The 21,523-nt window shown below is 64.7% G+C and carries 15 protein-coding genes and 1 pseudogene; 7 read left to right on the top strand and 9 right to left on the bottom strand.

Annotated features, from left to right (window positions below):
• Positions 1-158 precede the first annotated feature (158 nt).
• The gene (locus tag XH89_RS05245; protein ID WP_194466054.1) at positions 159-899 is read left to right on the top strand and encodes a 3-deoxy-manno-octulosonate cytidylyltransferase; all 741 of its coding nucleotides are present in this window, start codon (positions 159-161) and stop codon (positions 897-899) included.
• Positions 900-920: 21 nt separating this feature from the next.
• Positions 921-1,778 (top strand): prephenate dehydratase, encoded by an 858-nt coding sequence (locus XH89_RS05240; RefSeq protein WP_194466053.1) that lies wholly within the window; start codon positions 921-923, stop codon positions 1,776-1,778.
• Between the two features lie 125 nt (positions 1,779-1,903).
• Here the strand turns inward: XH89_RS05240 and XH89_RS05235 are convergent, their stop codons facing one another.
• On the bottom strand, positions 1,904-2,917 hold the full coding sequence (locus XH89_RS05235) for an LLM class flavin-dependent oxidoreductase (RefSeq protein ID WP_194466052.1): 1,014 nt from the start codon (positions 2,915-2,917) through the stop codon (positions 1,904-1,906).
• A gap of 390 nt (positions 2,918-3,307) precedes the next feature.
• Between XH89_RS05235 and metF the strand changes: the two genes are divergently transcribed.
• Together metF and metH are read left to right on the top strand one after the other, a co-directional pair.
• Complete coding sequence (gene metF, locus XH89_RS05230) at positions 3,308-4,219, top strand: methylenetetrahydrofolate reductase [NAD(P)H] (protein ID WP_194466051.1); 912 nt, start codon at positions 3,308-3,310, stop codon at positions 4,217-4,219.
• Positions 4,220-4,225: 6 nt separating this feature from the next.
• Complete coding sequence (metH, locus tag XH89_RS05225; RefSeq protein WP_194466050.1) at positions 4,226-8,077, top strand: methionine synthase; 3,852 nt, start codon at positions 4,226-4,228, stop codon at positions 8,075-8,077.
• A 361-nt stretch (positions 8,078-8,438) separates the two neighbouring features.
• Here metH and XH89_RS05220 read toward each other — a convergent pair whose 3' ends face one another.
• Positions 8,439-9,068, bottom strand: coding sequence for a glutathione S-transferase family protein (locus XH89_RS05220; protein WP_194466049.1), 630 nt, complete (start codon positions 9,066-9,068; stop codon positions 8,439-8,441).
• Positions 9,069-9,223: 155 nt separating this feature from the next.
• Here XH89_RS05220 and XH89_RS05215 point away from each other — a divergent pair, with 155 nt between their 5' ends.
• Positions 9,224-10,171, top strand: a complete 948-nt coding sequence (locus tag XH89_RS05215) for a threonine/serine dehydratase (RefSeq protein ID WP_194466048.1) — start codon at positions 9,224-9,226, stop codon at positions 10,169-10,171.
• Between the two features lie 30 nt (positions 10,172-10,201).
• On the opposite strand, the gene XH89_RS05210 is transcribed toward XH89_RS05215, so the two are convergent.
• The 4 genes from XH89_RS05210 to XH89_RS05195 all read right to left on the bottom strand — a co-directional run bounded on the left by XH89_RS05210 (position 10,202) and on the right by XH89_RS05195 (position 15,764).
• A complete protein-coding gene (locus tag XH89_RS05210; RefSeq protein ID WP_194466047.1) occupies positions 10,202-10,795 on the bottom strand; it encodes an N-acetyltransferase in 594 nt (197 codons plus the stop codon).
• A gap of 192 nt (positions 10,796-10,987) precedes the next feature.
• On the bottom strand, positions 10,988-13,435 hold the full coding sequence (locus XH89_RS05205; RefSeq protein ID WP_194466046.1) for a penicillin acylase family protein: 2,448 nt from the start codon (positions 13,433-13,435) through the stop codon (positions 10,988-10,990).
• Positions 13,436-13,545: 110 nt separating this feature from the next.
• A complete protein-coding gene (glpK, locus tag XH89_RS05200) occupies positions 13,546-15,051 on the bottom strand; it encodes a glycerol kinase GlpK (protein ID WP_194466045.1) in 1,506 nt (501 codons plus the stop codon).
• A gap of 281 nt (positions 15,052-15,332) precedes the next feature.
• The gene (locus XH89_RS05195) at positions 15,333-15,764 is read right to left on the bottom strand and encodes an endonuclease domain-containing protein (protein WP_246767873.1); all 432 of its coding nucleotides are present in this window, start codon (positions 15,762-15,764) and stop codon (positions 15,333-15,335) included.
• A gap of 153 nt (positions 15,765-15,917) precedes the next feature.
• Between XH89_RS05195 and XH89_RS05190 the strand changes: the two genes are divergently transcribed.
• Positions 15,918-17,276, top strand: coding sequence for an MBOAT family protein (locus XH89_RS05190; protein WP_194466044.1), 1,359 nt, complete (start codon positions 15,918-15,920; stop codon positions 17,274-17,276).
• Between the two features lie 2 nt (positions 17,277-17,278).
• On the top strand, positions 17,279-18,157 hold the full coding sequence (locus tag XH89_RS05185) for a hypothetical protein (protein WP_194466043.1): 879 nt from the start codon (positions 17,279-17,281) through the stop codon (positions 18,155-18,157).
• Positions 18,158-18,171: 14 nt separating this feature from the next.
• Here XH89_RS05185 and XH89_RS05180 read toward each other — a convergent pair.
• The 3 genes and pseudogenes from XH89_RS05180 to pimC form a co-directional block, all read right to left on the bottom strand.
• A pseudogene (locus XH89_RS05180) lies at positions 18,172-18,937 on the bottom strand (SDR family NAD(P)-dependent oxidoreductase).
• A 159-nt stretch (positions 18,938-19,096) separates the two neighbouring features.
• Positions 19,097-20,239 (bottom strand): pimeloyl-CoA dehydrogenase small subunit, encoded by a 1,143-nt coding sequence (gene pimD, locus XH89_RS05175; protein ID WP_194466042.1) that lies wholly within the window; start codon positions 20,237-20,239, stop codon positions 19,097-19,099.
• Between the two features lie 91 nt (positions 20,240-20,330).
• Positions 20,331-21,521, bottom strand: a complete 1,191-nt coding sequence (gene pimC / locus XH89_RS05170) for a pimeloyl-CoA dehydrogenase large subunit (protein WP_194466041.1) — start codon at positions 21,519-21,521, stop codon at positions 20,331-20,333.
• Positions 21,522-21,523: the final 2 nt, after the last annotated feature.

Genomic DNA, 21,523 nt, shown 5'->3' with positions numbered 1-21,523 from the left:
GGGAGAATCAAAAACGTTCCTGATTGTTTCCCCGAGTTTTGCCATTGAGATATCGGTTTGCCCGGGGTCTGGCAACCCGTATAAGCGACCCTTCTGTCGGCCCGTCCCCGCCCGATTTCTCGACGCGGAAAACGTCCCGTTTCCAGGCTCTTAAACATATGATCGACCCCCGCATCCTGGTGCTGATCCCCGCCCGCATGGCCGCCACCCGCCTGCCCGGCAAGCCGCTCGCCGATATCGCGGGCCTGCCGATGATCGTGCACGTGATGCGGCGCGCCGAGGCCGCCGGCATCGGCCGGGTTGCGGTGGCAACCGATACCGACGAGATCGCGTCGGTCGTGACAGCCCATGGCGGCGAGGCCGTGATGACCCGCGCCACGCATCCGTCCGGGTCCGACCGCATTCATGAGGCCATGCAGAAGCTCGATCCGGACGGCAAGGCGGAGATCGTGGTCAATCTGCAGGGGGATTTCCCGACCATCACGGTCGACAATATTCGCGAGGTGCTGCCGCCGCTGGAGGACCCGGCCGTGGACATCGCCACGCTGGCCTCGCAGATCCACACCGAGGAGGAGGACCTCGCCCCGAGCGTCGTCAAGGCGATCGGAACCTCGCTCGGCGGCCGCCGGATGCGCGCACTTTATTTCACCCGCGCCACCGCGCCGAGCGGCGACGGACCGCGCTACCACCATATCGGCCTCTACGCCTATCGCCGCGCCGCGCTGGAGCGCTACGTTTCGCTGCCGCCCTCGCCGCTGGAATTGCAGGAGAAGCTCGAGCAGCTCCGCGCGCTGGAGGCCGGGATGCGGATCGACTTCACCATCGTCGACACCGTGCCCCGCGGGGTCGACACGCCGGCGGACCTCGAGACCGCCCGCGGCATCCTTTCCAAATCCTGAGCCGCTGCTACAAGGCCCGTCATGAGCAAGATGAAGATCGCATTCCAGGGCGAACCTGGCGCCAATTCCCACATCGCCATCGTCGAGGCCTATCCCGACGCCGAGCCGATGCCCTGCGCCACCTTCGAGGACGCGCTGTCGGCAATCTCCTCGGGCGAGGCCGATCTCGGCATGATCCCGATCGAGAACTCGGTCGCCGGGCGCGTCGCCGACATCCATCATCTCTTGCCGGCCTCCGGCCTCTTCATCATCGGCGAATGGTTCTTGCCGGTCCGGCATCAGCTGATGGCGATCAAGGGCACCAAGCTCGAAGACATCAAGTCCGTCGAGAGCCATGTGCATGCGCTCGGCCAGTGCCGCCGCGTCATCCGCAAGCTCGGCATCAAGCCCATCGTGCACGCCGACACCGCCGGCAGCGCCCGCGACATCTCCGAGCGCAACGACAAGACCGTCGCCGCGATCGCCTCGCGCCTCGCCGCAAAGATCTACGGCCTCGACATTCTCGCCGAGGACATCGAGGACGAGTCCCACAACACCACGCGCTTCGTGGTGCTGGCGCGCGAGCCGAAATGGGCCCCGCAAGGCTCGGGCCCGCTGGTCACGACTTTTGTTTTCCGCGTGCGCAACCTGCCCGCCGCGCTCTACAAGGCGCTCGGCGGCTTTGCCACCAACGGCGTCAATATGACCAAGCTCGAAAGCTACATGGTCGACGGCAATTTCTTCGCCACCCAGTTCTACGCGGATGTCGACGGCCACCCCGAAGACAAGGGCCTGGCGTTTGCGATCGAGGAGCTGAAATTCTTCTCACGCGAATTCCGCATCGTCGGCGTCTATCCCGGCCACCCGTTCCGGGCGACGTTCAGCGAGACGCAGGATTAGCTTCTTGTCCCGGACGCGCGAAGCGCGAGCCGGGACCCAGGGGCAGCGATACCCAGATGCGCGATGGGCCCCGGCTCTGGAGCGCATCGTTTCACGCTGCGCCGCGTCCGGGGCACGAGAGTTGCCTAGGCCGCGCTCTTCAGCCCGAACGCCTCGGCCAGCAGCGAATATGACTTCTTCCGCGCCTCGTGGTCGTACACGGCGGTGATCACCATCAACTCATCCGGCTTGCTCGCATCGATCAGCGGCTGCAGCTTCTTCTGCAACGTCGCTGGATTGCCGACGAACAGGCGCGAGCGGTTGCGTGCGATCGAGACGCGCTCGGCCTCCGTATAGGGATAAGCCAGCGCCTCCTCGACGCTCGGCAGCGGTAGATATTGGCCGCGGTCGCGGCGCAGGCGGTTGAGGTCGAAGGATGTCGCGAGCTTTTCGGCCTCCTCATCGCGATCCGCCGCGATGACGGCGACCGCAAGGATCGCATGCGGGCTCGCACGCCAGGCCGAGGACTGGAAGCGATTGCGATAATGCACCATCGCATCGATCGCATCATGGGACGCGAAATGATGGGCGAACGCGAAGCCCATGCCGACCTGTGCAGCGAGCTCCGAGGAATAGTCGCTGGAGCCGAGCAGCCAGATCGGCGGCAGCTTGGTGTCGTCGGGCATCGCGACGACGTTGTGGTAGGGGTGCCCTGCGGGGAATTCGCGGGTCTCCCACAGGATCAGCTCGTGCAGCCGCTCCAGGAAATCGTCGCCCTCGCGGCGATCGAGCCGGCTGCGCAGCGCATAGGCCGTGGCACCATCAGTGCCGGGCGCGCGGCCAAGTCCAAGGTCGATCCGCCCCGGAAACAACGCCTCCAGCATCTTGAAGCGCTCCGCCACGACCAGCGGGGCGTGGTTGGGCAGCATCACTCCGCCGGAGCCGACGCGGATATGCTGCGTCACTGCCGCGATCTGCCCGATCATCACGTCGGGCGCCGGGCTCGCCACCGAGGCAAGGTTGTGGTGCTCGGCGAGCCAGTAGCGGACATAGCCGAGCCCATCGACATGGCGCGCCAGATCGATGCTGTTGCGGAGCGCAACGGCCGGCCTTGTACCTGTGGTGACGACGGAAAGGTCGAGGACTGAGAGCGGGATCATGGCTGGTTAAGGTAGTGGAGGCGGGCGCGGCGGCAATGGGCCGACAGTGCAGGTCTGGCGTGTGCGGGCCGAGAGGCCGCGTGGTCGGCAACGCAAAGTGTTGGGACGGTTAGATTGAACGTAACATCAAATTCATCTTGCCCACATGTAAAATGAGCCACCATCGACGACCGATTTTTGTATATCATATTAATATCATTATATAATTAGATAAAGGCCAAATCTTCCCACTCAAGACATTTGCGCCGCAATAATCGACATGTTTTTACTGTAAGTGGGCCACTTCCCATTCATGATGGGCTGTCGAGAAATCCAGCTTTGCCCTATCTTGGCCCCTCCAAGCTAGATCCGGCCGCCAGACCGCTGGCCAGCCCCCGAGTGAGTGGTGCCATGACTGAGACGACGACGCCTGCGGCAGCCGACGGGCACCTGAAGCGGCCTGCGATTTCCTTCGAGTTCTTTCCGCCCAAGACGGAGGAGATGGAGCGGAATCTCTGGGAGACCATCAACCGGCTCGCCCCGCTCGACCCGAAATTCGTGTCGGTGACCTATGGCGCGGGCGGTTCGACCCGCGAGCGCACCCACTCGACCATCGCGCGCATCCTGAAGGAGACCGCGCTGCTGCCGGCCGCACATCTGACCTGCGTCGGTGCCTCGCGCGGCGAGATCGACGAGATCGTCGACCGCTATCACGAGGTCGGCGTTCGCCACATCGTGGCCTTGCGCGGCGATCCCGCCGGCGGCATCGGAACGCCCTACTCCAGCCATCCCGACGGCTACCAGAGCTCCGCGGACCTCGTCGCGGGGATCAAGAAGCGGCACGCGGATATCGAGGTCTCAGTCTCGGCCTATCCCGAGAAGCACCCGGAGGCGCGCGACTTCGACGCCGATATCGACACGCTGAAAGCAAAAGTCGACGCCGGCGCGACGCGCGCGATCACGCAAGTCTTCTTCGATAACGACTTCTACTTCCGCTATCTCGACCGGGTCCGCGCGCGCGGCATCGACATTCCGGTCGTGCCGGGCATCATGCCTATGCACAATTTCAAGCAGGCGCGCAATTTCGTCACCCGCGCCGGCACCACCGTGCCGGACTGGTTCGCCGCGAAGTTCGACGGCCTCGACAACGATGCCGAGACGCGCAAGCTGGTCGCCGCGGCCGTCGCCGCCGGCCAGGTGCAGAAGCTCGCCAAGCATGGCGTCGACACTTTCCATTTCTACACCATGAACCGCGCCGATCTCGTGTTCGCGATCAGCCATTTGCTCGGCATTCGCGCCAAGAGCGCGCAGAAGGCGGCGTAACGCACCATGACCGTATCTCCCTCGCCCAAGCGAACAGCCCTGATCAACGCCGCGCGCGAGCGCATCCTCGTGCTCGACGGCGCCATGGGCACGATGATCCAGAACCTGCAGTTTGACGAAGCCGCCTTCCGCGGCGAGCGCTTCAAGAATTTTCATCGCGATCTGCGTGGCAACAACGACCTCTTGATCCTGACCCAGCCGCAGGCGATCGAGGACATCCACGCCGCCTATTTGCGCGCCGGCGCCGACATCGTCGCGACCAACACCTTCTCGACCACCTCGATCGCGCAGGCCGATTACGACCTCACCGACATCGTCCTTGAGATGGCGCGCGAAGGCGCCCGCCTCGCGGGGAACGCTGCCCGCCGCGTCGAAGCTGAGGACGGCAAGCCGCGCTTCGTCGCGGGGGCCATCGGTCCGACCAACCGCACCGCCTCGATCTCGCCTGACGTCGCCAATCCAGGCTACCGCGCTGTCACCTTCGATGATTTGCGCAAATCCTATGGCGAGCAGATCCGCGGCCTGATCGAGGGCGGCGTCGACCTGCTGCTGGTCGAAACCATCTTCGATACGCTGAACGCCAAGGCGGCGCTCTATGCGATCGCCGAGATCACCGAAGAGCTCGGCATCGACATGCCCGTGATGGTGTCGGGCACCATCACCGACAAATCCGGCCGCCTGCTGTCGGGCCAGATGCCGGAAGCCTTCTGGAATTCGGTGCGGCATGCCAAGCCCGTCACCATCGGCTTCAACTGCGCGCTCGGCGCCGAAGATCTGCGCGCGCATATCGCCGATATCGGCCGCGTCGCCGATACGCTGGTCTGCGCCTATCCGAACGCCGGCCTGCCCAATGAATTCGGCCAGTATGACGAGACGCCGGCATACATGGCGCGCCTCGTCGGCGAATTCGCCCGCGACGGGCTCGTCAACATCGTCGGCGGCTGCTGCGGCACCACGCCGGACCATATCGCGGCGATCGCCGCCGCCGTCGCTCCGCACAAGCCTCGGGTCGTGCCCGAGATCGCACCGAAGTTGCGACTCTCGGGCCTTGAGCCGTTCGTGCTGACCGATGCGATTCCGTTCGTGAACGTCGGCGAGCGCACCAACGTCACGGGCTCCGCCCGTTTCCGCAAGCTGATCACATCAGGCGACTACACCGCCGCGCTGCAGGTCGCGCGCGACCAGGTCGAGAACGGCGCGCAGATCATCGACGTCAACATGGACGAAGGGCTTCTCGACTCGGAAGCCGCGATGGTGACCTTCCTCAACCTCGTCGCCGCCGAGCCCGACATCGCTCGCGTCCCTGTCATGGTCGACTCGTCGAAGTTCTCGGTGATCGAAGCCGGCCTGAAATGCGTGCAGGGCAAGCCGGTCGTCAATTCGATCTCGATGAAGGAAGGCGAGGACAAGTTCATCTTTGAGGCCAAGATCGCCCGCCGTCATGGCGCGGCCGTCGTCGTGATGGCGTTCGACGAGGTCGGCCAGGCCGACACGTTCGCGCGCAAGACCGAGATCTGCAAGCGCGCCTACGACATCCTGGTGAACAAGGTCGGCTTCCCGCCCGAGGACATCATCTTCGATCCGAATATCTTCGCGATCGCGACCGGCATCGAGGAGCACAATAATTACGGCGTCGACTTCATCGAGGCGACGCGGTGGATCCGGCAGAACCTGCCGGGCGCGCATATCTCCGGCGGCGTCTCCAACCTCTCGTTCTCGTTCCGCGGCAACGAGCCGGTGCGCGAGGCCATGCACTCGGTGTTCCTGTATCATGCCATCAAGGCCGGCATGGACATGGGCATCGTCAATGCCGGGCAGATGATCGTGTATGACGACATCGATCCGGAGTTGCGGCAAACTTGCGAGGACGTCGTCCTCAACCGCGACGCGGGCGCATCCGAACGGCTGCTGGCGCTCGCCGAGAAATTCCGCGGCAAGAAGACCGAATCCAAGGAGGCGGATCTCGCCTGGCGCGAATGGCCGGTGGAGAAGCGGCTGTCGCATTCGCTGGTGCACGGCATCACCGAATTCATCGAGCAGGACACCGAGGAGGCCCGCAAGAATTCCTCGCGGCCGCTCGACGTGATCGAGGGCCCGCTGATGGCCGGCATGAACGTGGTCGGCGATCTCTTCGGCGACGGCAAGATGTTCCTGCCGCAGGTGGTGAAGTCGGCGCGCGTGATGAAGCAGGCCGTTGCCTACCTCATGCCGTTCATGGAGGAGGAGAAGGCGCGCAACCTCGCCAGCGGCATCGGCACCGAGGGATCGTCTTCGGCCGGCAAGATCGTGCTCGCGACCGTGAAGGGCGACGTCCACGACATCGGCAAGAACATCGTCGGCATCGTACTCCAGTGCAACAATTTCGAGGTGATCGACCTCGGCGTGATGGTGCCCGCTGCAAAAATCGTCGAAACCGTGAAGGCGGAGAAGGCCGACATCGTCGGTCTCTCCGGCCTGATCACGCCCTCGCTCGACGAGATGGCGTTCTTCGCCGGCGAATTGCAGCGCGAAGGTCTCAAGCTGCCACTCTTGATCGGCGGTGCGACGACCAGCCGTGTGCATACCGCCGTCAAGATCGACCCGAGCTATCGCGCCGGGCCCGTGGTCCACGTCAACGACGCCAGCCGCGCGGTCGGCGTCGCCTCCTCGCTGCTGAGCCCTGAGAAGCGCGAAGCCTATGCGGCCGAGGTGCGCGCCGAATACGCCAAGATTTCGGAGGCGCATCTGCGGGCGCAGGCGGACAAGAAGCGCCTGAAGCTGGCCGATGCGCGCGCCAACCGCGTGCCGGTCGACTTCGCGGCGAACAAGCCGGTGAAGCCGACCTTCCTCGGCATCAAGAGCTTCGACGATTACGATCTCGCCGAGCTGGTGCCCTATATCGACTGGACGCCGTTCTTCCAGACCTGGGAGCTCGCCGGCCGCTTCCCCGCGATTCTCAAGGACGAGAAGGTCGGCGAGGTCGCGCGCTCGCTCTATGACGATGCGCGCAAGATGCTCGACACCATCGTCAAGGAAAAGTGGTTCCGGGCGCGCGCCACGATCGGCTTCTGGCCGGCGAACGCGCAAGGCGACGACATTGTGCTCTATGCCGACGAGAACAGGACCAGGAGCATCGCGACCCTGCACACGCTGCGCCAGCAGCTCGAGAAGCGCGAGGGCCGGTTCAACGCGGCGCTGTCAGACTTCGTCGCACCTTCAGGCGTGCCGGACTATGTCGGCGGCTTCGTCGTCACCGCCGGTATCGGCGAGGATGCCGTCGCCGACCGCTTCAAGATGGCCAATGACGACTACTCCTCGATCCTGTGCAAGGCGCTGGCCGATCGTCTGGCCGAAGCCTTCGCCGAGCGCATGCATGCTCGCGTCCGCCGCGAGTTCTGGGCCTATGCGCCTGACGAGGCGCTCTCCAACGACGAGTTGATCCTGGAGAAATATCAGGGCATCCGCCCCGCGCCCGGCTATCCCGCCCAGCCGGATCATACCGAGAAGGCGACGCTGTTCGAACTGCTCGATGCGGAAGCCACCGCCGGCGTGAAGCTGACCGAGAGCTTTGCGATGTGGCCGGGCTCGTCGGTGTCAGGGCTCTATTTCGCCAGCCCCGAGAGCTATTATTTCGGCGTCGGCAAGATCGAGCGCGACCAGGTCGAGGACTATGCCGCGCGCAAGGGCATGACGGTCGCGGAAGCCGAGCGCTGGCTCGCGCCGGTGCTGAACTACATCCCGTCGCAGCAGGCGACCGACAAGGCCTTTGCCGCAACGCCCGCGAACGACGAGACGTCGAAGGACCTCGCCTCGCACCCGCCCGGCTGCACCTGCGCGGTGCATCTGGTCTGGCAGAAGAAGCGCGCAGGCGCGGGGTAGGTCCGCCGGACGCGAAACGCGAAAACAACCCCATGCACAGTAGGGATGGGGTTGAAACCTCTAGGTATTTTTTGTTTTACCGAAAATTGCCTTGCTCCGTCGGGCAAAACACCTGTATCAAGGCAGGATCGCGGGTCGCGTCACTGGCCCGGCTATCGTCGAGAGATCTGAGAACGCACCTCACCCTCGACGTCGTCCCGGCGAAAGCCGGGACCCATAACCACAGGGAGTGGTTTTGCGAAGGCTGGTCACTCCGAGTCTTCGTCAAATTCGTGCTGCGGCGTATGGGTCCCGGCCTTCGCCGGGACGACTTTGGAGGAGCAGTTGCGCGCTATGCGCTACACGATTGTCGTTGCGACACTCACCCCTTCGGCGGCGCCAGCGGCTGCACGATCTCCTGGAACGGCGCCAACGCTTCGCAGCGTTCGGCGTGGGCCGCGAGCGCCGGATAGCGCGCGGCATCGAACAGCTGTGGATGCGCCTCGCGGGTGAAGCGGACGACGCAGGCGACGGCCACGTCGGCATGGCCGATGCGATCCCCCAGCCAGTACGGCGTCGTCACCTTGGCGCGCTCGGCTTCCAGCACCTTCAGCACATCGCTGATTTGCGCCTGGCAGCGCTCGACCCATAACGCAAGCTGCTCCTTCCGCAGCACGCGCTCATAGAGCAGGCTGACCGCCTTGTCGCCGAGGCCGGTGGCGAGTGCGCAGATGCGCAGATGCTTCCGACGATCGGCGCCGCTCCGTGGCAGCATCGCCTTGTCAGGCCCGACGCGCTCGTCGAGATAATCCAGGATGATCGTGCTCTCGATCAGCGCCTCGCCGTCGTCGAGCACCAGGGTCGGCACGCGGCGCAGCGGGTTATACGGCGCGATCTTGTCGGCATCGCCGAAGGTCGACCAAGGCTTGTGCTCGAAAGCGAGGCCGTAGAGCCGCAGCGCTATCGCGACGCGGCGGACGAAGGGGGAATCATATTGGCCGATCAGGAACATGGTTCTCGCTCTTCTCTGGCGTTGGACAAGGCAGGGCCGATCAGTTTCCACGACACGAGCGGCGCGATGCAAGAACGATGTTGGAAATGGAGCATTGCGCCGGATGCAACGGCCCCGCGACAACGTCGCCCGGATGCGCTATCAAGGACGCCATCATGACAGCGACATCAGAGATCACCCGAGAGCGGATCGCGGCGACCGAAGCCGTCATTCGCCCGCATATCCGGCGCACCCCGCTGCTGAAAGCCGATCTCGCCGATTTCGGCCTGCCGGCCGCGCCCGTCACCTTCAAGCTCGAGCTGCTGCAGCATTCCGGATCGTTCAAGGCGCGGGGCGCATTTGCCAATCTGCTGCTGCGGCAAGTGCCGCAAGCCGGTGTCGTTGCCGCTTCCGGCGGCAATCACGGCGCGGCGGTCGCCTATGCGGCGCAGCGGCTCAAAATTCCCGCCACGATTTTCGTTCCTGATATCACCTCGCCCGCCAAGGCCGGGCGGATCAGAGGCTACGACGCCGAGCTCGTGATCGCGGGCAACCGCTACGCCGATGCGCTGGCAGCCAGCGAAGCCCATGTCGCGCGGACCGGCGCCATGGCCGTGCACGCTTACGACCAGGCCGAAACCCTGCTCGGCCAGGGCAGCGTTGGCCTCGAGCTGGAGCACGACGCGCCTGATATCGACACGCTGCTGGTTGCCGTCGGCGGCGGCGGGCTGATCGGCGGCATCGCCGCGTGGTTCGCCGGCAGGACCCGCATCATTGCCGTCGAGCCAGAGCTCTCGCCGACCCTGCACAGCGCCTTCGCAGCGGGCGCTCCGGTCGACGCGCCGGCCGGCGGCCTCGCCGCCGACAGCCTCGCGCCGCGGCGTGTCGGCGAATTGATGTTTCCGATGGCGCGTGCCCATGTCGAGCGCGTCGTCCTGGTCAGCGACGATGCGATCCGGCAGGCGCAGAACGCGCTGTGGTCGCGCCTGCGGCTGGTCACTGAACCCGGCGGCGCGGCTGCCTTTGCCGCGGTGCTGTCCGGAGGCTATCGTCCATCGCCCGGTGAGCGCATTGCGGTGTTGGTCTGCGGGGCAAATACGACGGCGGTGAATTTCGATGGCTAGCGGGACGGTGACAGCCACACTCCGTCATCGCTATTCAATAATCGGCACATGCTTCGCCGCATCGCGCGGCAGCGTGCCATCGAGGCGCGGATCATCGGCCACCTCGATCTGACGGCGGAACGGGCGGAAGCCGGAGCGCTGATAGAATGCGAGCGCGGAGGGATGATCGAGCGTGCAGGTGTGCACCCAGACGCGGTGCACGTCGCGCGACCATGCAATCTCCAGCGCGCGGTTCATCAGGAAGCGGGCGGCGCCGGTGCCGATCAAGCCGGCGGTGACGCCGAAATAGACCAGCTCGCATTGGCCAGGCTCGCGGAAATCGAGCTCAAGCAGGCCTTCGTCGCGGCTGTCCACGACCAGCGCGTAAATCTCGATGCCTGCGGCGTGGATGATCGCGGCGAGCTCGGTGTCGTTCATGCGTGCCCGCGAAAACCACAGCCATTCCTCGCCGACGCGGCGGAACAGATCGCGGTACCAGGCAGGCGCGGGCGTATCGACCTTACGCAGCGACCATGCGCCCGGCGGATCGTCACGGCGCGGGGGCGGCGTGGTCATCTCCAGATGCGTGACAACGGCGGCGATCTTGCCGGCGGGAATGTCGGAATAGCCGTCGGGGAGGATCATGGGGATGTGTCTCTTTGAAGCTTGACGCCGACCACACACTCCGTGTCGTCCTGGCGAAAGCCAGGACCCATACCCACGAGTGTAGATTGTTTTGCGACGGCTGAAACGACGAGTCCCGCTCCCAACTTCTGCTGCGGAGTATGGGTCCCGGCCTTCGCCGGGACGACAGTGTGCTTATGGATGTACCGTCTTTCACCGCGGCGTCAGCGTGATCGCTTCCGCGGTCGCGACTTCCACCGCGCTGCGGCTGTAGAGCAGCGGCACATATTGTCCCGTCGCCCAGAGCGGCGCGAGATCGCGGTAGTGGCCGCTGAAGGGATCGCCGGATTGGCCTGGTGTGTTGATGGTGCGGCTCGCATCCCAATTGCCGACGTCGAGCACCATGCGAAACGAGGCGCCCGAGAGCAGCTGGTAGTCCGCGCGGCGATAGGTGGCGGCGCGCGGCACGTTGGCGGCGCCGCCGAAGGCGAGCGGACCGACCGATAATTGCGTCTCTGTCGCCTTGTCGGCGAGCGGCATCAGCGCGTGATTGAACTTTGCGACATGCAGCCGGCCCCAGCGCCACATCGACGCATCAGGACCGAGCTTGCCGGTGACATCGGCCACCGCCGCACCGAGGCTATCGCGCAGGATCTGGTCGCGCGTAACGGCGGGATCGGCCCCGAACGAGGCATCCGGCGCTTCCAGCGCGGCGACGAGCGCCGAAATGCTGGACGCCTCGGGTGCGATCAGAGCGACGGCCTTGGGCGCCGTGGTCTTCAAGAGCCTTGGGCCGAGATGGTTGGCGATCCAGACTTCGAACACGGCGGCCGCCGCGCTATCGGCTGCATCGCGCGCGTCCCACGGCTTGAGCAGATCGAGACCCTTCTTCACATTGGCATCGTCGGAGGACAGCGGCTGCAGCAGCTTGACCAGCCGGCGCCCCAGCATCGCTGTGTCGTCGTTCTGCAGCTCCATGGCGTCGGCCAGCGAAACCTTGGCGTTGGCGGCGAGCACTTCGGTGATGCGCTGCCAACGGGCGCTGTCGGCCCATTCGAAGCCGACCTTACGCTCGGCGACGGGATAATCGGCCGGCAAGTTCATCTGGTTAGCGGTGGCGATAAAGCCCTGCTTGGGCTGATAGGATTTCGGCAGCTCGTCGAGCGTGAGAAAGCCCTGCCATTCGTAGCGGCCGTCGCCGGGCACCGGCATCAGGCCGTCATAGCCAACGCGGCGCGGCGTCTTGCCGGCGGCGACCCAGCCGATATTGCCCTTGGTGTCGGCATAGACCTGGTTCTCCGACGGCGCGCCCCACCGCCGCATCGCGCCGAGGAAACCGTTCCAGTCCTTCGCGGTCATGTAATCCGAGGAGCCGAAATAGGCCGAGGTGCCGGGCTCGAACCAGATCGAGCGCACGGCGAAGGCGCGCTTGTTCGCGTCGTCGACCAAGATCACGGGCCCGTGGCGCGTGAACTTCAGCTCGAGGTCGCGATCAGCCTCGCCTTTCACCTCTTCTTTCTCGTGAACGATGCGCATGTCTTCCCAGCCATTGCCGTAGCGATACTGGTTGGGATTGTCAGGATTGAGCTCGTAGACGTAGAGGTCCTCCTGGTCGACATTGAAGATGGTGAGGCCGAAGGCGATGGTGCCGTTATGGCCGATCGAGATGCCTGGCAGCGCCGGCTCGCCGGCGCCGATCACGGAGAGGCCGGGCGCGTTCAGCCCGACGATGTAGCGCAGCGAGGGCACGCTGTGCTCGCGATGCGGATCATTGGCGAGGATGGGACGGCCCGTCGCGGTGCGCGAGGCCGCGATCACCCAATTGTTGGACCCGATCGTGTCGCGCTGCTGATCGGCTTCGGTGAGGTATTTGTCGGGATCGTGCGCGAGCGCGGCCTTCTGGTCCTTCGGGGCGGCAAAGGCCACGGGGCGCGTTGCGAGATCGTAGGGCGCGAGCACGGCCTTCGGCACGCTGCAGGGGTCGAGACCGTCGGGCACCTTCGTCGTCCAGGCCGGCTCGAGCTTGACGCGGAAGCGGTCAGCCTCGAGGCCGGCAGCGCAGGCAACCAGCGAGCGCTTCACCTCGGAGGCGACGTTGCGCGTCAGGCCGTGGCTGCGGATGCGAACGACATCATCGGCCGTCCAGGGGTCCGGCATGGTGCCGGCGATCCTGAACTCGATCGGCAGGGGACGCTTTCCGGCGCGCACGTCTGCGACATAGGCGTTGACGCCGGCGACGAAGGCCTCCGCATAGGTCTTCGCCTTGGGGCCGTAGGACGCCCACTCCGTCGTCATATCGCCGCGATAGAGGAACAGGCGGAGCGCCTTGTCCTGCTCGGCATAGGCCGGGCCGAAATCCTTTGCGAGCAGGCCAAGGCCGCGCTTGCGCCAGAGATCGATCTGCCAGAGCCGATCGCGCGCGGCGTTGAAACCCTGCATGAAGAACAGGTCGTGCTCGTTGGCGGCATAGATGTGCGGGATGCCCCAGACATCAACCAGAATCTGGGCGGGCGCGTTGAGACCAGCGACGTCCGTCTTGGTTTGCCGCGCGCTGAGAAGCGGGTTCGGTTTGTCGCGTGCGATGGCAGGTGAAGCGAGCAGCGCGGCGCAGATCGCGGCGCTGCCGAGCTTGTGGAGGACGCGGTTGAAATCCGTGTTCATTGTTGGTCTCCCCTGATGTTATTTGAGCGAGCGACGTAGGCCTCTCTTTGGCGGCATAGACAGCATCGTCGTCCCGGCGAAGGCCGGGACGACTCGGAGAGAGTCGCGCGCTACCCTTCCCCCTCGTCGCTCGCCAGCACACCCTTCACCGCGCGCGCCCAGCCAGCGAGCTTGCGATCACGCGTGGCATCGCTCATGTTCGGCTTGAAGCGGTGCTCGAGCCGCCAATTGTCGGCGAATTTGGTCGGCTCGGGATAGACGCCCGCATTGAGGCCGGCGAGATAGGCGGCGCCCAATGCCGTCGTCTCCTGGATCACGGGGCGATCGACCGGAGCATCGAGCAGATCGGCGAGGCGCTGCATGGTCCAGTCTGACGCCGTCATGCCGCCATCGACGCGCAGCACGACGCTTGCTACTTCCGAGCTCGGCCAGTCCGCGCGCATCGCGGCCCAGAGATCGAAAGTCTGGTAGCAGACGCTTTCGAGCGCGGCATGCGCAAGTTCGGCAGGTCCCGTGTTGCGGGTGAGACCGAACAGCGCGCCGCGCACCCGCGGATTCCAGTAGGGCGCACCCATGCCGACAAAGGCCGGCACGAGATAGACGCTCTGCATGGAGTCCGACTGGTCCGCGAGCGGGCCGGTCTCGGCCGCGTGCTTGATGATGCCAAGGCCATCGCGCAGCCATTGCACGGCGGAACCTGCAACGAAGATCGAGCCTTCGAGCGCGTAGGTGCGTTTGCCGTCGAGCTGATAGGCGATGGTGGTGAGCAGCTTGTTCTTGGAGACGACCGGCGTGGTGCCGGTGTTGAGCAGGGCGAAGCAGCCGGTGCCGTAGGTGGACTTCATCATGCCCGGGCGGAAGCAGGCTTGCCCAATGGTTGCGGCCTGCTGGTCGCCGGCGATGCCCGAGATCGCAATCGCGCCGCCGAACAAATCGGGCGTGCTTTCGCCGAAGCGGGCGGAGGAATCCTTCACCTCCGGAAGCATCGAACGCGGCACGCCGATGATCTCCAGGAGCTCGTCGTCCCACTGGCCGGTGTGGATGTTGAACAGCAGCGTGCGCGAGGCGTTGGTGGCGTCGGTGGCGTGCACCTTGCCGCCGGTCAGGCGCCAGAGCAGATAGCAATCGACGGTACCGAACATCAGCTCGCCGCGCGCGGCACGCGCCCGCGCACCGGGGACGTGGTCGAGAATCCAGGCGACCTTGGTGCCGGAGAAATAGGGATCGATGATCAGGCCGGTCTTCTGCGAGATCAGAGGTTCGCGGCCTTCATGCTTTAACTTGGCGCAGATGTCCGCGGTGCGACGGTCCTGCCAGACGATGGCGCGGTGCACGGCCTGCCCCGTGGCGCGGTCCCACACCACGGTGGTCTCGCGCTGGTTGGTGATGCCGATCGCGGCGATGTCCTTTGCCGTGATGCCGGCCTGCTCGATCGCCTCGCGGCAGACCATCACGGTCGAGGTCCAGATGTCCTCCGGCTCGTGCTCGACCCAGCCCGAGGCAGGAAAATGCTGCGGAAACTCGGCTTGCGCCTTCGCCGCGATGGAGATGTCGCTGCGAAACACGATCGCGCGCGAGGAGGTGGTGCCCTGGTCGATGGCGAGGACGAAAGACATGGAAGCTTACCTTGGCGTTGCCCCTGGATGGGTCATTGTGTCGCGCCAAAGGGAGCGGATTGGAGGCAGAAGGTCAAGGTGGGATGCGGGGCGCGCTCCTTACCCTCCCCTGGAGGGGGAGGGTCGATCGCGCGCAGCGCGAGCGGGGTGGGGTGATCTCTCAACACGGGCAGTATCGGATGTGGAGAGACCGTCACCCCACCCCGTCTCACATTTCGCTGCGCTCAATGTGAGCCGACCCTCCCCCTCCAGGGGAGGGTAAGAGAAGAGCGCCCGGGTCGCTAGGTTCGGCGATGCTTCAACGGTGCGTGTTCGGCCTCGCGCGATCCGTACAGTTCAACATAGATGCGTTCGAGGACGGCGGTCAGGTCGGCTGTGACCTCCGAGTTCCAGAATCGGATGACTCGATAGCCTTCGTTCTCGAGCCAGCTCTGCCGTGCACGATCTCGTTCGGCCGTATCATCCTCATTGTGATGTCCACCATCGAGCTCGATGATAAGACCCTTCGCAGGACAGAAGAAATCAACGACATAGGGCCCGATCGGCGCTTGCCGGCGAAAATGCGATCCTTCAATCGGAAGGTCTTTGAGAGCTCGCCAGAGCTTGCGCTCATGTGGCGTCGTGTCGGCTCTCAGCCTCTTTGCGGCGGCGCGGCGGATCGACGTCGAGACCATTTGCTTGGCTTCACCCCACCCCGGCTCGCGTTGCTCCATGCGCAACACGATCCGACCCTCCCCTTCCAGGGGAGGGTAAGAGAAGCTCCGCTGGGCACCTTTTACAATGGCAATCTTTGCAGCAGCTCATCCCGAAGGCTAGGACGGTGCGAGCGAAGATGGTACATGCCGGATCGGGTCAATCGGGGCGGCATGACATTCACTTCCCTTCAGTTCGGCATCTTCGTCGTGGTCGTGTTCGGCGCCTATTATTGGCCGCCGTTGCGCCGCTTCCAGGTCCAGCTGCTGGTGCTCGCAAGCCTGGTGTTCTACGGCTCCGGCCAGCCGGAGCTGCTGCCGCTGCTGCTGCTTGCCGTGCTCGGGACCTATCTCTGCCTGGTGCTGGCCTTCGACAACCGCGCAGTCTTCATGCCCATCGGCATCGTCTTCAATCTCGCGCTGCTGGCGTTCTTCAAATACAAGCTGCTGTTCATCGACCCCGCCGCGCTTCACCCGACCGGTGTCGCGCCGCTGGATGTGCTGCTGCGGCTGCCGCTGCCGATCGGCATTTCGTTCTTCGTGTTCCACAATATCAGCCTGCTGGTCGACCTGACGCGGGAGAAGCAGCCACCTCGCTTGCGCGACGTTTTCCTCTACATCATCTTCTTCCCGCAGCTGGTCTCGGGACCGATCACGCGCGCGGGCCAGTTCATGCCGCAGATCGGACCCAAGCGGCTCGCCGACGTCGATTTCGTCGAGGCCGCCAAGTGGATCCTCACCGGCTTCTTCTTCAAGCTCTACGTGGCGAACAATCTCAACGAGATGACGTCCTACATGGACTATCCGCTCTATGAGACGGTGGCGACGCCGGACCGCTGGCTGCTCGTGTTCCTGTACAGCTACCAGATCTACGCCGACTTCTTCGGCTATTCGGCGATCGCGCTCGGCCTCGCTTTGCTGTTCGGCTACCGCTTGCCCATAAACTTCAACCTGCCCTACATCTCGGTGTCGTTCTCCGAGTTCTGGACGCGCTGGCACATCTCGCTGTCCACCTGGCTCAGGACCTATCTCTACATCCCGCTCGGGGGCAACAGAAAGGGGCCGGTCCGCACCTGCCTCAATCTGATGATCGTGATGACGCTCGGCGGGCTCTGGCACGGGGCGAGCTTGAGCTACGCCTTGTGGGGCATGCTGCACGGCCTGCTGCTCGTCATCGAGCGGCCATTCCTGAAAGTGCTGGGCGAAGCCAGCCCGGTCGTGCGGGTCGCCCGCATGGGCGTGGTGTTCTTCTGCGTGACGATGCTCTGGATCTTCTTCAAGCTGCCGAACTTCGATCACGCGGTCGGCTATCTCGCAGGGATGTTCTCGCCGACGGACAATCCAAATCCGACAAAGCTGTTCCGGAACATGGCACTGCTCTACGCCCTGCCCGTGCTGATCCAGCATCTCGGCATCGGCGCACTGTTCGACGGCAGATTGCGACGATGGGAGCCGTATCTCTACGGCGCGCTGGCGGCGCTGGCCTATGTCGAGGCCGGCCCCGACGCGGCCTTCATCTATTTCCAGTTCTGACCATGCAGCAGGTATCCGGGCTTCCATGGCTGATCAAATGCGCAGGCGCCGCCGCCGTGCTGCTGCTGGCCTGCCTTGCCACCGCGCGGTTCGGTTCCGCACTGCAGCAGCCGACCGTCACGACCCGTGACGGCACCATCGTCACGCTCAACCGCTATGTCAGGGAGCCCGTGCCCGACCTCGTGCTGGTCGGCAGCTCGGTCGCCTGGCGGCTCAAGGAGGAATATTTCTCGCGTCCCGGGGTGCGCAATCTTGCACTGGCCGGCGGCTCTTCCGTGACCAGCCTGGACATCATCACAAGGCAGACAAGCCTGCCGAAGATCGTGCTCATCGAGAGCAATGTTCTCACGCGTTTGCCCGACGAGACCTTGATCGCCAAATTCTCGGGTGGCGCACGGACCGAGGCACTGGTGCTGCGCCCGGTGCGAACCGCGGTCGCCGCCTATGAAGCGTGGAATCACACGCCGCCCAATCCTGCCCAGGCGCGCGCCGAGCGGGAGCGTCTGCTCAGCGGGCCGCCGAGCACATTCGACAACAAGGTCTATCTCGACCGGGCCGTGAATCAGATGAATGAAGAGGACCCGACCGCACCCGCGCAGGCGAATGTGGCCCGCATCGGGGAGCTCATCGACGACATCGAACGGCGAGGATCACGCGCCTTCCTGCTCGAGATTCCCTTCGCGCAGGAGATCGAGGACACCCGCTCGGTCAGGATGAGCAAGGCGATCATCCACGCGGCCTTCGCGGATCGCACGCGCTGGCTGCCGATCGATCCGCCGCTGAACGAACTGCGCTGGGCCGACGGCGTGCATCTCGACGAGCGATCGGCCCTGCTGGTCGTGCGCGCCATCGAGGGCGCCCTGGCCGAGCGCGGCCGGTAGCGGAGGAGCGACGGCTATGGTGCCGCCGTGGTGACGCCGCCGTCGATGACGATGGTCTGTCCGGTCATGAAGCTCGAGGCATCCGAGGCGAGATAGGCGACGGCGCCGGCGATCTCGTCCGGTTCGCCGATGCGGCGCAGCGGCGGTCCGGCGCTTCAGCATGGCTTCGTCTTCCCACAGCGCGCGGGCGAAATCGGTCTTGACGAGGCCCGGTGCGATGCAGTTGACGCGGACGCCTTTCGGGCCCCATTCGCCGGCGAGCGAGCGGCACAGCGCGAAGTCGGCGGCCTTGGAGATGCCGTAGGCGCCGATCACGGTCGAGCCGCGCAGGCCTCCGATCGAGGAGATGATGACGACCGAGCCCTTGCCGCGCTCCGCCATCTGCGGGATCGCGAGCGCGGAGAGCCAGATGTTGCTCTTGACGTTCGAGCCCATGATCTTGTCGAAGGCTTCGTCCGTGATGTCGAGCAGCGGGCCGTAATAGGGATTCACGGCCGCGTTGCAGACGAGGATGTCGATCTTCCCGTAGTGCTTCGTGGCGCCTGATATCAGCGCCTCGACCTCGTTCTTGCGCGCGATATTGCAGGGGATGACGGTGGCATCGCCGCCCGAGGCATTGATGCCGTCGGCGACTTCCTCGCAGGCTTCCGCTTTCCGCGATGAGACCACGACCTTGGCCCCTAACTTGGCCAGCAATTCGGCGGAGGAGCGGCCGATGCCGCGGCTGGAGCCGGTGACGACGGCGACCTTGCCGGTGAGATCGAACGGGGTGTTTTTCATTGTTGTTGCTCCGCTGATGCCGCTAGTTCGGTGTCATCGCCCGGCTTGACCGGGCGATCCAGTATTCCAGAGACGGCGCGGCTGGAATCGAGAGGCTGGCGGCGTACTGGATCCCCCGCTTTCGCGGGGGATGACAGTCTTCGTGTGGTCTCGTTCGAGTTAGATCAACCCACCCGCATCCGCAACGCGACGCTGGTGGTAGTCGGTGTCGCCAAACGTGTTCTCGATCATGGTCAGGCGCTTGAAGTAGTGACCGATCTTCGCCTCCATGGTCATGCCGATGCCGCCGTGGAGCTGGATCGACTGCTGGCCGACGAACTTCAGCGACTTGCCGATCTGCACCTTGGCCGCGGCAATGGCATTGCTGCGCTCCTTGGCGTTCTCGAAATCGTTCGCCATGGTCGCGAACATCGACATCGAGCGCGCCTGCTCGGCCGCGACGAACATGTCGGAGGCGCGGTGCTGCAGCGACTGGAACGAGCCGATCGCGACGCCGAACTGCTTGCGCGTCTTGATGTACTCGACCGTGGTCTTGAGCGACTCGTCCATCAGGCCGACCGCTTCGGCGCAGAGCGCAACGCGGGCTTCGTCCACCACGCGCTCGATCAGGGCGAGGCTATCCTCGGGGTTGCCGATCGCAGCGTCGCTGCCGACCTCGACGCCGGTGAAGGTGATGTCGGCGGCGTGCAGGCCGTCCTGGGTCGGGTAGGACTTCTTGGTGACGCCCTTGGCATCGGCCGGAACCAAAAACACGCCGATGCCGGTCGTGTCGCGGCGGCCGCCCTTGGTGCGCGCGGTGACGAGAAGCGTGTCGGCGTTCTCGCCGTTGAGCACGACAAACTTTTCGCCGTCGATGACCCAGCCGTCGCCTTTCTTCTTCGCCGTCGTGGCGACATCGAACAGGTCGTAGCGCGAGTTCTTCTCGAGCTGGGCGAAGGCGAGCGTCTTGCTGCCGTCGACGATCCCGGGCACATGCGCAGCCTTCTGCGCGTCAGTGCCTGCGTGCCGCAGGAAGCCGCCGCCGATCACGACCGTGGCGAGATACGGCTCCAGCACCAGCGCCTTGCCGAGCGCTTCCATCACGATCATGGTCTCGACACCGCCGCCGCCGAAGCCGCCATCGGCCTCCGCGAACGGCAGACCGAGCAGGCCCTGCTCGGCGAGCTTGCCCCAGACGGCTTTGCTCCAGCCGCCCTTCTCCTTCATGTACTTCTTGCGCTGCTCGAAATCGTAGGAGTCGGTCAGCAGGCCGTCGATGCTGTCCTTCAGGAGCCGCTGCTCCTCGGTCAGGTCAAAATCCATTTCTGTTTCCTCAAACTAACAAGTCTCTGTGCGGAGAGAGGCCCCTCACCCCAACCCTCCCCCCGCAAGAACGGGGAGAGGGAGGAGGAGATCAAAGCCCCAGCACCGCCTTGGCGATGATGTTGCGCTGGATCTCGTTGGAGCCGCCGTAGATCGAGACCTTGCGGTTGTTGAAATAGCTCGGCGCGATCTGGGCGGTCCAGTCCATGGCTTCGTTGGAGCCGTCGTCGCCGTGCACGTCGTAGGGCGCGGCGAACGGGCCGATCACTTCCATGAGCAGCTCGGTGGTGGTCTGTTGGATCTCGGAGCCCTTGATCTTCAGCACCGAGGAGGCCGGATTGGGCTTGCCCTTGCCGTGCTTACCTTCGTCGGCGACGACGCGCAGCTGCGTCAGTTCGAGCGCCTTCAGCTCGATCTCGCAGGCGGCGAGCTTTTCGCGGAAGGCGGCGTCCTGGATGATCGGCTTGCCGCCGGATTCGACCTTGCCGGCGAGGTCGCGGATACGGCGCAGCCGCTCCTTGGAGACGCCGACCCGGGCGATGCCGGTGCGCTCATTGCCGAGCAGGAATTTGGCGTAGTCCCAGCCCTTGTTCTCCTCGCCGATCAGGTTCTCGACGGGCACCTCGACGTCGTCGAAGAACACTTCGTTGACCTCATGGCCGCCGTCGATGGTCTGGATCGGGCGCACGGTGACGCCCTTCGACTTCATCGGGAACACGATGAAGGAAATGCCCATCTGCTTCTTCGCATTGTTGTCGGTGCGGCAGAGACAGAAGATCATGTCGGCGTGCTGGGCCAGCGTGGTCCAGGTCTTCTGGCCGTTGATGATCCACTTGTCGCCCTTGCGCTCGGCCTTGGTCTTGAGCGAAGCGAGGTCCGAACCCGAGCCCGGCTCGGAGAAGCCCTGGCACCACCAATCGTCGACGTTGGCGATGCGCGGCAGGTACCTCTTCTTCTGCTCTTCATTGCCGAAGGTGTAGATCACGGGGCCGACCATGCTGACGCCGAAGGCGAGCGGCTGCGGCGCCGGATAGGACTGCAGCTCCTCGTTGAAGATGTAGTGCTGCACGCTGGTCCAGCCCGTGCCGCCATACTGCTTCGGCCAGTGGCTGACGCCCCAGCCCTTCTTGTTGAGGATGCGCCACCACGTCACCATCTCGTCCTTGGTGAGATGACGGCCCTCGACCAGCTTGCGCCGCGTATCCGGCGGCACGTTGTCGCGGAAGAATGACCGCACTTCCTCGCGAAACGCCTGCTCTTCCTTCGTGAATGCGAGATCCATCG

Origin of the sequence: Bradyrhizobium sp. CCBAU 53340 (assembly GCF_015291645.1) — a bacterium.
Lineage (GTDB): Bacteria > Pseudomonadota > Alphaproteobacteria > Rhizobiales > Xanthobacteraceae > Bradyrhizobium.
The sequence above is the reverse complement of the archived record's forward strand: the minus strand, read 5'-3'. Positions and strand labels throughout refer to the sequence as shown.